12 protein-coding genes are annotated in these 13,359 nt (G+C 71.8%); 6 read left to right on the top strand and 6 right to left on the bottom strand.

The features are described 5' to 3' along the window. Positions 1–16 precede the first annotated feature (16 nt). The 3 genes from ACIHIX_RS32070 to ACIHIX_RS32060 all read left to right on the top strand — a co-directional run bounded on the left by ACIHIX_RS32070 (position 17) and on the right by ACIHIX_RS32060 (position 4,467). The gene (locus ACIHIX_RS32070) at positions 17–2,143 is read left to right on the top strand and encodes a beta-galactosidase (protein ID WP_399962307.1); all 2,127 of its coding nucleotides are present in this window, start codon (positions 17–19) and stop codon (positions 2,141–2,143) included. Between the two features lie 31 nt (positions 2,144–2,174). Next, a complete protein-coding gene (locus tag ACIHIX_RS32065; protein WP_399962305.1) occupies positions 2,175–3,980 on the top strand; it encodes an RICIN domain-containing protein in 1,806 nt (601 codons plus the stop codon). Between the two features lie 97 nt (positions 3,981–4,077). Further along, the gene (locus tag ACIHIX_RS32060) at positions 4,078–4,467 is read left to right on the top strand and encodes a VOC family protein (protein WP_399962303.1); all 390 of its coding nucleotides are present in this window, start codon (positions 4,078–4,080) and stop codon (positions 4,465–4,467) included. A 72-nt stretch (positions 4,468–4,539) separates the two neighbouring features. Here the strand turns inward: ACIHIX_RS32060 and ACIHIX_RS32055 are convergent, their stop codons facing one another. From ACIHIX_RS32055 to ACIHIX_RS32035, 5 genes are all read right to left on the bottom strand, one after another. Next, positions 4,540–4,974 (bottom strand): OsmC family protein, encoded by a 435-nt coding sequence (locus ACIHIX_RS32055; protein WP_399962302.1) that lies wholly within the window; start codon positions 4,972–4,974, stop codon positions 4,540–4,542. A gap of 61 nt (positions 4,975–5,035) precedes the next feature. Next, entirely contained in the window at positions 5,036–5,767 is a 732-nt protein-coding gene (locus tag ACIHIX_RS32050; protein ID WP_399962300.1) for a hypothetical protein, read from the bottom strand. A 13-nt stretch (positions 5,768–5,780) separates the two neighbouring features. Continuing rightward, the gene (locus ACIHIX_RS32045; protein WP_399962298.1) at positions 5,781–6,326 is read right to left on the bottom strand and encodes a SigE family RNA polymerase sigma factor; all 546 of its coding nucleotides are present in this window, start codon (positions 6,324–6,326) and stop codon (positions 5,781–5,783) included. Between the two features lie 161 nt (positions 6,327–6,487). Further along, positions 6,488–8,437, bottom strand: coding sequence for an SMI1/KNR4 family protein (locus ACIHIX_RS32040; RefSeq protein ID WP_399962296.1), 1,950 nt, complete (start codon positions 8,435–8,437; stop codon positions 6,488–6,490). Positions 8,438–8,482: 45 nt separating this feature from the next. Next, positions 8,483–9,409 carry a peptidoglycan-binding protein gene (locus ACIHIX_RS32035; RefSeq protein ID WP_399962294.1) on the bottom strand — a complete coding sequence of 309 codons (927 nt, stop codon included), beginning with the start codon at positions 9,407–9,409 and terminating at the stop codon, positions 8,483–8,485. 169 nt (positions 9,410–9,578) lie between these two features. Between ACIHIX_RS32035 and ACIHIX_RS32030 the strand changes: the two genes are divergently transcribed. The 3 genes from ACIHIX_RS32030 (at position 9,579) to ACIHIX_RS32020 (ending at position 12,537) form a co-directional block, all read left to right on the top strand. Beyond that, entirely contained in the window at positions 9,579–10,697 is a 1,119-nt protein-coding gene (locus ACIHIX_RS32030) for an ABC transporter substrate-binding protein (protein WP_399962292.1), read from the top strand. A 64-nt stretch (positions 10,698–10,761) separates the two neighbouring features. After that, on the top strand, positions 10,762–11,658 hold the full coding sequence (locus tag ACIHIX_RS32025; RefSeq protein ID WP_399962290.1) for an RNA polymerase sigma-70 factor: 897 nt from the start codon (positions 10,762–10,764) through the stop codon (positions 11,656–11,658). 132 nt (positions 11,659–11,790) lie between these two features. Next, the gene (locus tag ACIHIX_RS32020; protein ID WP_399962288.1) at positions 11,791–12,537 is read left to right on the top strand and encodes an SDR family oxidoreductase; all 747 of its coding nucleotides are present in this window, start codon (positions 11,791–11,793) and stop codon (positions 12,535–12,537) included. A gap of 49 nt (positions 12,538–12,586) precedes the next feature. Here ACIHIX_RS32020 and ACIHIX_RS32015 read toward each other — a convergent pair whose 3' ends face one another. Beyond that, a complete protein-coding gene (locus tag ACIHIX_RS32015; RefSeq protein WP_399962287.1) occupies positions 12,587–13,342 on the bottom strand; it encodes a hypothetical protein in 756 nt (251 codons plus the stop codon). Positions 13,343–13,359 lie beyond the last annotated feature (17 nt).

Raw genomic sequence — 13,359 nt, 5'->3', positions numbered from 1 at the left:
TTCGGAGGTCTCCTTCATGGCGGCTCTGCCTGCCCGCGTCCTGTTCGGCGCCGCGTACTACCACGAGTACCAGCCCCACCCCCACCCCGCCGAACGCCTCAAGACCGACCTGGACCTGATGGCCGACGCCCATGTCACCGTGATCCGGGTCGGCGAGTCGGTGTGGTCGACCTGGGAACCGCAGAACGGCCGCTTCGAACTCGACTGGCTGCAACCGGTGTTGGACGGCGCCCACGAGCGCGGCATCTCCGTCGTCCTCGGCACCCCGACCTACGCGGTGCCGCCGTGGCTGGCCCGCCAGTACCCGGAGATCACCGGCGAGGGACGCACCGGCGAGCGGTTCGGCTGGGGCGGCCGTCAGGAGGCCGACTTCACCCACCCGGCGTTCCGGTTCCACGCCGAGCGGGTCATCCGGAAGATCGTCGCCCGGTACGCCGACCACCCGGCCATCATCGGCTTCCAGGTCGACAACGAGCCCGGCCTGCACCTCTTCCACAACCACGGCGTCTTCCAGCGCTTCGTCGACCACCTGCGCGACAAGTACGGCGACGTCGAGACCCTCAACCGCGAATGGGGCCTGGTCTACTGGTCGCACCGCCTGTCCACCTGGGCCGACCTCTGGACGCCCGACGGCAACCAGCAGCCTCAGTACGACGTCGCCTGGCGGGAGTTCCAGGCCGCGCAGGTCACCGACTTCATCGGCTGGCAGGCCGACATCGTCCGCGAGTACGCCGCACCCGGGCAGTTCGTCACCACCTGCATCTCCTACACCCGCCCCGGAGTGGCGGACGACGAACTCACCGACCGCCTCGACATCGCCTCCGGCAACCCCTACTACGACATGCAGGACGGCCTGCGTCTGCCCGATCCCACGCCTGACTCGCACGAGCAGATCTGGAAGACCACCGGCGTGTGGGCGCTGTACCAGACCGCCGACTGGATGTTCTCCTCCCGCCAGGAACCGTTCCTGGTCACCGAGACCAACGCTGGCTCCATCGGCTTCCCGTGGGACAACCGCCCCGGCTACGACGGGCAGTGGCGTCAGGCGGCCTGGGCGCTGGTCGCCCGCGGCGCCCGCATGATCGAGTACTGGCACTGGCACACGCTGCACTTCGGCGCCGAGACCTACTGGGGCGGCATCCTCCCGCACACCGGACAGCCCGGCCGGACGTACGCCGAACTGGCCCGTCTGGGCGCCGAGTTCGAGACCGCGGGACCGCTCGTCGCCGGTCTTGAGCCGGACGCGGACATCACGATGGTGTACTCGACCCCGAGCAAGTGGCTGATGCAGAAGTACCCGCCGCTGGCCCAGCCGGACGGCAGCCCGGACCCGGCGGCCTACCACCGCTTCTTCGACCCGTTCTACCGCGGCGCGTTCGAGGCCGGGCGCCAGGTGCGCATCGTCCACGCCCGCCAACTCCACGACCCGGAAGGCGAAAGGGAGGGCCTGAGCCCCGCAGACGCCGTACTCCGCCATCCCGTCCTGGTCGTCCCGGCCCTGTACCTCGCCGCCGACTCCACCCTCGACTGGCTCGCCGCCTACGCCCACGCCGGCGGCCACCTCGTCCTCGGCCCCCGCACCGGCTACGCCGACCTCGAGGCCCGCGCCCGCGCCGAACGCGCCCCGGGACGGCTCGCCGAGGCCGCGGGCGTGTCCTACGACGAGTTCAGCAACCTCACCCAGGACATCCCGGTGCGCCCCGCACCCGACAGCCCCCTGCACCTGTCCACCGACGCCGCGGCGACCCGCTGGGCGGACGGCCTCACCGTCGCCGACGCCGACGTCCTCGCCGCCTACGACCACCCGCACTTCGGCCGCTGGCCCGCGGCCACCACCCGGCGCCACGGCGCGGGCCGTATCACCTGTGTCGGCACCGCCCCCGGCCGCGCCTTCGCCCGGGAACTGGCCGCCTGGCTGGCACCGGCGGTCCCCGGAGCATGGCGTGACCTCCCCGACTCCGTCACCGCGACCAGCGCCACGGCCACCGACGGCCGACGTGTCCACATCGTCCACAACTGGAGCTGGCAACCGGTCGCCGTGCAGGCCCCGTCGGACCTCACCGATGTGCTGACCGGCGCCACCGTCCCCGCCGGGACCGCGCTGGACCTCGGCCCGTGGGACGTCCGCGTCCTGGTCGTCTGAACCCACCGCACGGCCCTCAAGGAGGAGAGACATGCACAGAAGAAGACCGGCCCAGGCACTCGGCACCGTGCTGGCCGCGTCGGCACTGCTGGCGATACCGATGGCCAGTGCCCACGCGTACAACCCGACGGGCGGCATCCTCTACCAGCTCGGCAGCGAGCCGTGCCTGAAGGGGCGCGGCAACTGCGCCGTCTACCCGAAGTCGGCGCAACTGCCGGGCGGCCGCCTCGTCGCCTCGTTCGAGAAGTCGACGGTCGTCTCGGCGACCGGCTCCGCCGACCGGCAGACCCTGCCCGTCCACAAGAGCGACGACCACGGCACGTCCTGGCAGCCGCTGTCCGAGGTGAAGGCACCGGCGTACCTGTCCAGCGACCCCAAGTACGCCAAGTACACGAGCAATTGGACGAACCCCTACCTCTACGTCCTCCCCCAGGACGTCGGGAACCTCAAGCAGGGGACGTTGCTGCTCGCGAGTGTCGTCTCCGGCGACGACGCCTACTACAAGGAGCACAAGGCCGCCGACCCGAACTGGACGCCGTCCAACGACGGCGACCGCAGCGACCTGGCGATCGCCCTGTACTCCAGCACGGACAGCGGCGCGAGCTGGAACGTCGTCAACGTCATCGCCACGGGCGGCTGGCAGGGCGGCAGCGCGGGCGCGGTCGGGCAGAACGTCGCGACGGCGAACACGACCAGGCAGGTGGACCCGGTCTGGGAGCCGTATCTGATGGTCCACAAGGGCAAGTTGGTCTGCTACTACTCCGACGAGAACGACTACACCGGCTTCGACCCGGTCACCGGCGTCCCCACCCTGGACCCCGCCAATGACACCGCCCCCGACTCGCACGGGCAGATCCTCGCCCACAAGACCTGGGACGGCCGCAGCGCCCAGTGGAGCAGCCCCGTCGTCGACATCGCCGGGCTCACCCAGGACATGGGCGGCGGCAAGACGGAGATCGGCGGCGGGCGGCCGGGGATGGCGAACGTCGTGCGGACGACGGACGGCAAGTGGCTGCTGACGTACGAGTACTGGGGCGGTGGCGCGAACACCCGGTACCGGCTCGCCGCCGACCCGTTGAAGTTCTTCACCGGGTCCCCCACGGGCGACGCCGTCACCTCGCTGCCGGTCTCTCCCGGCAGCCGCCCGCTCGCCACCGGCGGCAGCCCGGTCCTGGTCCGGCTGCCCGGCGGGCGGCTGGTGTACAACGCGGCCGGCAGCGGCAGCGTCTGGGTCAACGACGGCGGTCGCGGCGACGGCGTCTGGAAGGAGTACCAGACCACGTCTCCGGCGGGCTACAGCCGCGACCTCCAGTACGTGGACGGCACGGGCCGGGTCGCGATCCTCAACAACCAGGGCACGTCGACCATCGCCTTCGCGGAAGTCGACCTCGGCCACTCCGCGGGCGCCTACTTCCAGTTGGTGAACCGCAGGACCGACCAGGTGATCGGCACCGGCGACAAGACCAACGACGCCAACCTCGGGAACGGGGACGTGCCCGACGTCCGGCTGGAGGACGCCGGCTCCGCCGGCAACCCGGACACCCAGTTCTGGCACGTGGTGACCGAGCCGAACGGCGGCGTCAGTCTGCTGAACAAGTCGGGAGGCCGCGCGGCGGCGATCTGGACCGGCAACGCCACGGCCGGACAGCGCATCGGCCAGTGGGTCGACAACAGCTCCACCGGCAGCTGGAACCTCGTCAAGACCGCCGACGGTTTCTACAGACTCCAGTCGGTCAAGAACCCCAGCCTGTATCTGACCGGCGCCTCCGCCGGCGCCCCGCTCACCCTGCAGAGCGCCGCTTCGGACGGTTCACAGGACTGGGAACTGATCGAGTAGCCCCTCCCGCATCGGCTACGATCTACGCCGACATCGCGTGTCGGTCACCGGCTGGGTGAGGCATGGAGGTGTCAGGAGATGCCTTCGGAGGCATTCCTTGTCAGTTCAGTTGAACCACACCATCGTGCACGCCCGGGACAACCGGGAGTCGGCCGAGTTCTTCGCCGGCCTGCTGGGACTTGAGATCACCACCGAGTGGGGCCCGTTCATCGCGATCGCCCTGAGCAACGGCGTCACGCTGGACTTCGCCACGATCCCCGCGGAGAAGATCACCCCCCAGCACTACGCGTTCCTGATCTCCGAGGAGGAGTTCGACGCGGCGTACGCGCGGATCCGCGAGCGCGGCATCGAGCACTACGCCGACCCCATGCGGCAGCAGCCCGGAACCATCAACCACCACGACGGTGGCCGCGGCGTGTACTTCATGGACCCGTCGGGCCACGCCATGGAACTCATCACCGTTCCCTACGGCGGCTGGGGCGAGTAACCGCACGCGTCGAGGGCCGCACCCCGTGCTCGGGGTGCGGCCCTTCGGTGTTCCGGACGTCTCAGGTCCGGGTCAGGCGTCCTCGACCGTCGCCGTCACGGGCGTGCCGATCTCCACCGTGCGGCTGACCGTGCAGAGCCGGTCGTGGGAGGTCTTGACCGCCCGAGGAAGAATCGCACGGGCCCGGTCGGCGCCCTCGCCGTCCGGGAACGTGACCTGGAAGGTGACCGTGAGGTCGGTCAGCCGGTTGCCGAGGTCGTCGCTGACCTTGTTGCCGGCCACCGTCACGGAGAACCCGGCGGGCTCCGCGTGGCGGCTGGTCGCGATGTCCACGTCCACGGCCGTACAGCCGCCGAGTGCCGCCAGCAGCAGCTCGACGGGGGTGAATTCGGTGTCGCCGTCGGCACCGGTACCGAAGCTGACGGTGCCGCCGCGGGTGTTGGTCGCGGTGAAGTGGCCGGTACTGGTTCGCTCGACGGTGACGGTACGCACGGGGTTGTCGGTCATGCCGTCGACATTAAGGGCACGGCCCGGATGTCCCGGCAGCCGCGCACGCGCCCGTGGCCGCTCATCCCCCGATTTCCGCCAGTTCCCGGCCGTCGGCGCCGTACGCGCGGAAGACAGGGAGGTTCAACGACTTCGAGCCCTCGGGGCTGTTCTCGTAGCTCCCTTTGACGGGCGGGCTGATGGCGTAGGAACTCACATAGGCGGGGTCTCCGGACAGCCGCACGACGGGGAGCACGGTGGTGCGGCCGTGGTCCGTCATCGTGATGCGGGCGGCAGGCGTCTTCCCGGTGTAGGCGAGGACGGTCACCACCCCCTTGGGGAAGGGGTACCAGTTGAGGGTCATGGGTACGTCGCCCGGCTGCTGCCGGTCCAGCGGCCCCACGCAGCTCGGCTTCTTGTCGAGCGGGTGCTTCGGGCAGAACTCCCGCTGCCTCAGCAGATACCAGACGCCGAGTCCGACATCGATCCGCTCTCCGGGCCGGACGACCCGTACCGGGGACCGGACGTCAGCCGTCCCGGGTGAGGCGGAGGGCCGCGGGGACTGCTGCCGGTCGGTTCCGGTGACCGCGTGGGAGGAGGCGGGCTCCTGGTCGAGGGCCAGTTCGCCGGCCGCGGGGGTCAGCAGCAGCGCGGCCAGGGCGACGGTCACCAGCCTGCGGCGCCGTCTGATGGTCGCGGCCCGGCGCACGACGCGGTCCCTCGGGAACGGCGTGGGCGCGCAGCCCCGCGCGGCCTCGTCCAGCGCCCGCCACAGCTCGGGCCCCGGCGGCTGTGGCGAGAGGTCGGCCCGCATGTCTGACACTCCCCTACTCCCCGTGGGTCATGGTGGCGGCGTACTCGGACAGGGCCGCGCTGGAGCGCAGCTTCTTCAGCGCCCTGCTGGCCTGGCTCTTCACGGTGCCGACGGAGCAGCCGAGGAGGTCCGCCGTCTGCTGTTCGCTCTGGCACTCCCAGTAGCGGAGCACGACGATGGCCCGCTGGCGGGGCGGCAGCGTGGCCAGGGCGTCGAACAGTTCCGAGCGCGTCTCGTAGTTCTCGCTGCCCGACGGGCCGCGCTGCTCGGGCAGGTGGGGTGTGAGGAGCTGTACGACCCGTCGTTTGCGCTGCCGGGTGGTGTTGTTGTTGATGAGCGCCCGTCGGACGTACTGGTCGGGCGCGTCCAGGGTCTGTATGTGATGCCAGCGCAGATAAATCTTCGCCAGCGTCACCTGGACGAGGTCCTCCGCCTCGTGATGGTCCCCGTTGGTCAGCAGATACGCGGTACGCACCAGCCGAGACCAACGGACGGCCGCGTACGTCTCGAAGTCCCGTAGATCCTCCTGCGGTGGCTCGCCTTCGTAGCGCCCTCCCATACATGGGCTGGTGATCGCGCGCACCCTGAGTTCCCCCGATTCCCTCCGCTGCCGCGCGCAGGTCAGGCGCGCGTGAGCTTCTCCCAGTAACACCCCGCACAGAGACCTCAGGTTGCCTGCGCCACGGATCCGGATGGGTGCTCGCGGCCCGGGGGCGACCGCTAGGCTCGTCGCCCCACCACACCGATGGTCACGTACCCCTCGCCCGGCCCCGGTGGTCGACGCCACGACCGGGTGCGGACGGTGTGCAGTCGCCCCTGGGTGAGGGCGAACCGCGGGAGCCGGACGCCGAATTCGGCCGCGACGGCGTCGAGGGCGTGCCGCTCGCCCTGGCGTCCATCACGCGGTGCGTCCGGTGGGAAGAGGAGATCCGGGTCCAGGCCGCTCGGCACGGGGCCTCGTCTGCTGATCGTGGTCGGTCGAACGGTGAAGGCGTACGACTCCTCGCCGTTCTCGGCGACCGACAGGTGGAAGACGCCGGGGCGCTGTCCGTCGAAGGGTTCGCTCCACACCGTCACCACCCTGGTTCCAGGAGAGGCGGCCGTGGCCTGGGACGCGGCGATGCTCCGGGAGGCCGCGATGCCCGGGGAGACGAACCACCTCTCGTCCAAGGAGGCACCCGGGTGGGCCTGGAGGGCGAAGCTCCAGCCCTCGCCCGCCAGGCCGACGGAGACCTGCGGTTCGTCGGCCCACGGCTCGCCGCCGGGGCCGCCGCGCGGCCGCATCCGCGACTCCCACACCATCGTCGGCTCGTCCAGGGCGCTGGTGCCTTCGGCGCCGATACGGCCCGGAAGCTCAGCCGGTTCCACGCCCTCGACGAGCAGGAAGCGGTACGACGTCAGGACCTGGCCGGGCTGTAGGTCCGCCAGCCACGCGAGGCCGGGCGGGTCCAGGTCGGGGGTGGGCGCGGGGGCGCTGCCGCCGTGGCCGGCTCTCGGTGTGGCCAGTAGCTCCCGGCCCCGTTCCGGTGTGATCAGGGGGCCGAGCAACGGGTCGGCGTACAGGCCGAAGGGGGCGAGATGCTCCGGGCCGAGGGGCCGCCACCGGGGCAGTGCGGCGCGCAGCGTGTGCCAGGCCGCGTCCGTCCGGCCCCAGCGGGCGTGTTCCCGCGCCTGCTCCACCGCGGCGCCGAAGGGTCCCTCGGGCGTGTAGCGGTACGTCCCGGCCCATACCTGGCGCGCGGCCTCCTCGACCGCGGCGCGCTCCGCTTCGGTGGCGTCCCCCAGACGTTGCGCCAGTGTCCTGTCCTCGCGGTTCATCCGTACGCCCTCGGCGGCCAGCACCGGCACGGCCTCCAGCGCGTACCGCGGGTCGGCCACCAGTTCGTTGAAGGACACCAGATAGGTCTCCCCCAGCAGCCGACGGATCTGGTCGCGCAGCCCCGCCGCCCGGGGTCTGCCGTACGCGACCGCCTCCGTCAGCGCCGCCGCGGCCTCCTCGTACCGGCCGGACAGGGCGGCCAGGCGGGCCGACTCGACCGACGCGTCCAGCGCCCGCGTGGTGGCGTTGGCGAACTCCGTCCCGGCCCGCCGCGAGCGGTCCATCTGGAGGTGGTGGAACTCCCGGTACATGTCGTCCATGAACAGCCTGAACGAGGCGTACCGTTCGGGCGGGCTCGCCCGCCACGACGCGTACGTGTACACGGCCCACTCGCCGTCGTCACCCACGTCCCCCGGATCCAGCAGGAGGTACACGGCGTCCGACTCCACGTCGAGTTGCAGGGCCCGTCCCCACATCCCGGCGAGCATCTCGTCCTCCGGCGTGGGGTGTTCCACCTCACCGGGGAAGTACTCGGACAGGCCCGCCGCGTCCTGGTGCCGGCGCACCTGACCGGTCCCGGCGAGCAGCCAGACGAACCCGCCCGCGTTCCGCCAGCCGTCGGTCACCGCCAGGAACTCACGGTAGGAGGGCGGCAGTCGGTGCCCGAGGCGCTCCTCCACCTCGCGGATCCGCTCCTGCGACGCGCCCGGGAACCCCAGCCATCGCGCGCGCACGGGTTCGTCGTCGGACGCGTTCCGCTCGCCTGGCGGGGGCGCCAACTGCTGTGCGTCCGCCCACTCCTGACTCCACCGCGCGAGGAACGGCCGCCAGTCCTCGATCATGTCTGCCATGACGCCGATGCTGCCAGCCGCCACTGACAACGTGAGGCACGGATGTCACGGCTCCGAGGTCTCTGTTTCGAGGGCGGCGCGGGTCTGCGGTCCGTACACGCCCGACTCGTCCTCCACGACCACCCGGGTCACCTGGTAGCCGCGGACGGCGCTCTCGACCTGGCTGTCGTAGGTGCCGTCGGCGTCGCCGCTGTAGAAACCGGCCTGGCGCAGCCGCAGTTGGAGCTCGACGACCTCCGGTCCCTGGTCGCCGGGGCGCAGGACGGGAGCCTGGCCGGCGGAGGAACTCGGTGTGGGAGTGCCCCCCGTGGCGGTGGGAGCCGCGGCGGACGCCGTCCGTGTCGGGGTGGCGGTGTCGGGCGGCGTGGTCGGGCTCGCGGTGGCGGAGGCGTCCGCCGAGCCGTCGGCCGAGGCGGGCGGTCGTGGGGGTGACGTCGTCGGCGAACCGGTCGAGGCCGAGGGGCGGTCGTCGGAGGTCCGCGGATCCGGGAGGCTCGCACGCACGCCGCCGGGCAGGGAACCGTCGCGGTCGGGGCCGTCGTACCAGTAGAGCCCGCCTACGACGCATCCCGTCAGCACGGCGGCCGTGGCACCGCCCCAGCCCGCGGTCAGCAGGGCCCGTCGGCGTCGGCGCTGCCGCACGGTGTCGTCCGGGGCGGGGTGACGCGGCGCCGGGGCCGGGTCGTCCGGTGAGAAGAGCGGCGACGACAACTCCCCTGCGCCGTCGGCCGGTTCCGCCGTCGGGTCGCCCTCGGTGGCGGCCACGGGAAGGTCGGGCGATGCGGTGGGAGTGCCGACCTCGACGAACGGCCGGATGCGGACGGGATCGAAGTCCTCCGCGGCCGCGGCCGCCGCGCTGCGTTCGGCACGGTGGGCGTCGGACGCACGGCGAGCGCAGGGGCACGCCGGGGTGCCGTCCGCGGCGCGAGCCGTTCCGCACTCCGGGCAGACAGGGCCTGCCTGTTCACTCACACGTGCTCCCTCTCCGTACGAGGTCCAGAGTCTAGACAGAAATGGCACACACAACCTGCACAACAGTTCGAGGATCGGAATCCCGGCGTCCGCACCGCCGGGATTCAGCCACCCGGGCGGGACGGGGTAGGTTCCTCGGCGTGAGTCGCTCGGGGGAGGAAACCTGCGTATGAAGTACGAGACCACGCCCTCGCCGGCCGTGGCGGAGCCGCACGACGGGTCGGCCGTCCGGATCGGCGTCCTCGCCCCGCTGACCCGGCCCGGCTGGACCGAGGCGGGCCACCATCTGCTCGCGGGGGTCGAGTCGGCCGTTCGCGAGGTCAACGACGCCGGTGGAATCGTCGGAAGGCCGCTCGAACTCGTGGTCCGGGACACCGCGGCCGACCCCGCGAAGGCCGCGGCGGCCGTGGCGGAACTGGCGGACCGGGGAGTGGCCGCCCTGGTCGGGGAGTATCACAGCGTGGTCGCGCGCGCCGCGGCCGGCCGGGCCGATGCCCTCGGGCTGCCGTACCTGTGCTCGTCGGCCGTGCTCGACGCGCTCACCGAGGGGCCGACGGACTGGGTCGCGCGCCTGTCCCCGCCGCAGTCGCGCGGCTGGCGGGTCTACGCGGACCACCTCCTCGACGCGGGCCACCGTCGCATCGCCGTGGCCACGCAGCCGAGTGTCTACTGGGCGACCGGGACCCGCGTCCTGCGCGACCACTTCGCCGCGCGGGGCGGCACGGTCGCCGAACTCGACCTGAGCGAGCTGTCCCCCGCCGCCGTCCGCGACGCGCTCGTCGACCAGCGCGCGACCGCGCTCCTGCTGCTGGCCGGCCATCCGGAACCGGCCGTGCCGATCGTGCGGTCGGTCCGCCGCGACGAGCGCCTCGCCGGCGTCCTGATCGGTGCCCCGGCCGGACAGCCGGAGTTCGCCGAATGGGCGGCGCTGCTGGGTGCCGAAGGCACCGCGATCCCTTTCCTGCGTTATCTGCCCGAGCGCCTCACGCCCCTCGGGGCCCGGGTCGAGACGCTCCTGCGCGAGCGGCTGGCCGCCGCGCCCTCCTTCGTCGCCTTCGAGGGCTACGACACGATCGTCGTCCTCGCCGAGGTACTGCGCGCCCACGGCACGGACCGGGCACGGATCGCCGCGGCCTGGCCGAGCGTCGAGGTGGAAGGCACCCGTGGCCTGATCCGGTTCTCCCGGACACCCGGCATCGGGGTCTGGCAATGGGCCTGGGCATCGATCCAGGTCGTCGACCGCGACCCGGCACGTCCCGATCGCTTCCGGGTCCTGCGCACCGGCTGACCGGCCGTCGCCTCCGCGTCCGCGCGTCGGCTTGTAGCATGGTGATCCACTTCCGGAGGACAGCATGCGCGCCCGAGACGACGCGAACTCTCTCGACCAGGCCACCAGCGAGTTCCTGACCGCACGCCCACGGCTCTTCGGCATCGCCTACCGCATGCTGGGGAGCGTCGTGGAGGCCGAGGACATCGTCCAGGAGGCATGGCTGCGCTGGCAGAACACCGACCACGCCGAGATCCAGGACCCGGCCGCGTTCCTGGCCACGGTCACCTCCCGGCTGGCCATCAACCTGGCCCGGTCCGCGCCCAAGCGACGGGAGGCGTACGTCGGACCCTGGCTGCCGGAGCCGGTGGAGACGAGCGCGGATCCGCAGGTGGGCGCGGAGCGGGCGGAAGCGGTCGATCTGGCGGTGCTGTTCCTGCTGGAGAAGCTGAACCCGGTGGAACGGGCCGCCTACGTGCTCAGGGAAGCCTTCGACTACCCCTACCAGCGCATCGCGGAGATGCTGGAGACCAGCGACGCCAACGCCCGGCAGCTGGTCAGCCGGGCCCGCAGGCACCTGGCGGCGGAGCGCCGGGAGCCGGTGAGCCCCGCCGCGCACCGCAGGCTGCTGGAGGTGTTCCTGTCCGCCGCGCGGACCGGTGAGCTCTCGGTCCTGGAGGAGGTCCTCACCATGGACGTCGTCAGCTACACCGACGGCGGCGGGATGCGCGGAGCCTCCAGGATCCCGGTCATCGGGCGTGCGCACGTCTCCAGGTTCGTCGTCGCCTTCGCGCCGCGCTTCTGGCCGGGTACCGAGGAACGCTGGGTCGAGGCCAACGGCCGGCCCGCCGTCCTGGTCACGGCCGGTGACACGGTGCTGGCCCTGGTCTCCGCCGAGGTGTCGGAGCGCGGCATCGAGCGCCTCATGTGGGTCCTGAACCCGGCGAAGCTGGCCCCGTTCGTGGCCTCTCTGGACGGCTGAGGCACCCACCGCGTCACCGGTGACCGAAGTTCTGCGCAGCCAGTCAGGCGGAACCGTGTCACAGGCGGGAGGGCTGTCCGGTCTTGTCTGGTGCAGAACGCATTCACGCACAGCACCGGAAGGAATTCCGTCATGAAGGTCGTAGTGATCGGTGGCACCGGGCTCATCGGCTCCAAGCTGATCGGCCGGCTCGAGGAGCACGGGCACGAGGCGGTCGCGGCAGCACCCAGCACCGGAGTCAACACCCTCACGGGCGAGGGGCTGGCCGATGTCCTCAAGGGCGCGTCGGTCGTCGTCGACGTGTCCAACTCCCCCTCCTTCGAGGACGCGGCGGTCCTGGAGTTCTTCCGCACCTCCACCGCCAACCTCCTCAAGGCGGAGTCCGAGGCCGCAGTGGCCCACCACGTGGCCCTGTCCGTCGTCGGCACCGACCGTCTGCAGGCCAGCGGCTACTTCCGTGCCAAGCAGGTCCAGGAGGAGTTGATCAAGGCGTCCGACGTGGCGCACACCATCGTCCACGCCACGCAGTTCTTCGAGTTCGCGAAGGGTCTCGCCGACGGCATGACCGACGGGGACACCGTTCGTCTGCCCGATGCCAAGATCCAGCCCATGGTCTCCGACGACGTGGCCGCGGCCGTCGCCCGCGCCTCGGTCGGCGATCCGGTGAACGGCGTGGTCGAGACCGCCGGGCCCGAGGTGTTCCAGCTGGAGGAGTTCATCCGCATGGGGCTCGCCGCCCAGAACGACCCGCGCACGATCGTGACGGACCCGAAGGCGACGTACTGGGGCGCCGAGCTGCGGGAGAACACCCTCCTGCCGGGTTCGGGCGCCCGTCTCGCCGAGACCCGGTTCGCGGACTGGCTCGCCCAGCAGGCGTGATCCCTCGCGGTCGGCCCCTGCCGGGAGGCGGGGGCCTGCCGCCCACGTGTCAGGAACAGGCCTGCACGGCAGCGTCCCAGACACCCGGATCCTGCCGGTGGTTCGCCTGTCCCCCGGCGAGGACGAGACGCAGCTCCTGGACGTGCGGGGTGTCCGCGGGCAGTCGCAGTCGTTCCAGGAGAGCCAGCGCGGCGGCGGGTTCCAGAGCGCCGTGGACGTCGTGGTACCCGGCCAGCAGTCCCTCGAAGAGCGCCGGGTGCAGGGCGGGAAGGCGTACCGCGGTGTCGTAGGCGTTCTCCTTCACCGGCCACGGCACCGGACCCGAGCACGCGAGCACCCGACGGGCCCGGCGGACCAGGGCGTCCGAGCCTTGCGTCACCACCCGCTCGACGTCGTTGCCGAGTACTTCGGCGAAGGCCGTCTCGGCGGTGGCGCGGTCCTCGAACCAGTCGACCCACAGCGAGTACGTGACCGTCTCCGCGTCCCGTTCGGCCTCCAGCCGCCGACGGTAGCCGTCCCACAGCGCGTCGGCGGGCAGCGGACCGTCCGGGCTCTGGTGGGCGAAGCGGATCTCGCACGTCACCCAGTACTCGTCGAGCAGGTCCAGCAGTCCGAACGCCAGCCGCACCTGGCCGGCCGCGTCCAGATCGTCGTCGGCGAACACCTCCTCGGCCCAGGAGTGCGCGACCTGACCGGCGGTGAGCGGTCGGCCGGGCGCCTCGGCGCGGACCCACCCGTCGCCGGCCTGCCGCACACCCCGCTCGCCCAGCCAGCGCCGCGCGTCCTCCATGGCTTGCGTCGTCATCCGGGAAGTATGACCCG

Source organism: Streptomyces sp. NPDC051913, assembly GCF_044593635.1.
In the GTDB taxonomy this organism is placed as follows: Bacteria; Actinomycetota; Actinomycetes; order Streptomycetales; family Streptomycetaceae; genus Streptomyces.
The sequence above is the reverse complement of the archived record's forward strand: the minus strand, read 5'-3'. Positions and strand labels throughout refer to the sequence as shown.

Bases quoted from the DNA above. Each gene is read 5' to 3' on its own strand.
- ACIHIX_RS32015 (WP_399962287.1), bottom strand. From the start codon at position 13,342: ATGACGACGCAAGCCATGGAGGACGCGCGGCGCTGGCTGGGCGAGCGG.
- ACIHIX_RS32070 (WP_399962307.1), top strand. From the start codon at position 17: ATGGCGGCTCTGCCTGCCCGCGTCCTGTTCGGCGCCGCGTACTACCAC.
- ACIHIX_RS32065 (WP_399962305.1), top strand. From the start codon at position 2,175: ATGCACAGAAGAAGACCGGCCCAGGCACTCGGCACCGTGCTGGCCGCG.
- ACIHIX_RS32040 (WP_399962296.1), bottom strand. From the start codon at position 8,437: ATGGCAGACATGATCGAGGACTGGCGGCCGTTCCTCGCGCGGTGGAGT.
- ACIHIX_RS32030 (WP_399962292.1), top strand. From the start codon at position 9,579: ATGAAGTACGAGACCACGCCCTCGCCGGCCGTGGCGGAGCCGCACGAC.
- ACIHIX_RS32055 (WP_399962302.1), bottom strand. From the start codon at position 4,974: ATGACCGACAACCCCGTGCGTACCGTCACCGTCGAGCGAACCAGTACC.
- ACIHIX_RS32050 (WP_399962300.1), bottom strand. From the start codon at position 5,767: ATGCGGGCCGACCTCTCGCCACAGCCGCCGGGGCCCGAGCTGTGGCGG.
- ACIHIX_RS32020 (WP_399962288.1), top strand. From the start codon at position 11,791: ATGAAGGTCGTAGTGATCGGTGGCACCGGGCTCATCGGCTCCAAGCTG.
- ACIHIX_RS32045 (WP_399962298.1), bottom strand. From the start codon at position 6,326: ATGGGAGGGCGCTACGAAGGCGAGCCACCGCAGGAGGATCTACGGGAC.
- ACIHIX_RS32025 (WP_399962290.1), top strand. From the start codon at position 10,762: ATGCGCGCCCGAGACGACGCGAACTCTCTCGACCAGGCCACCAGCGAG.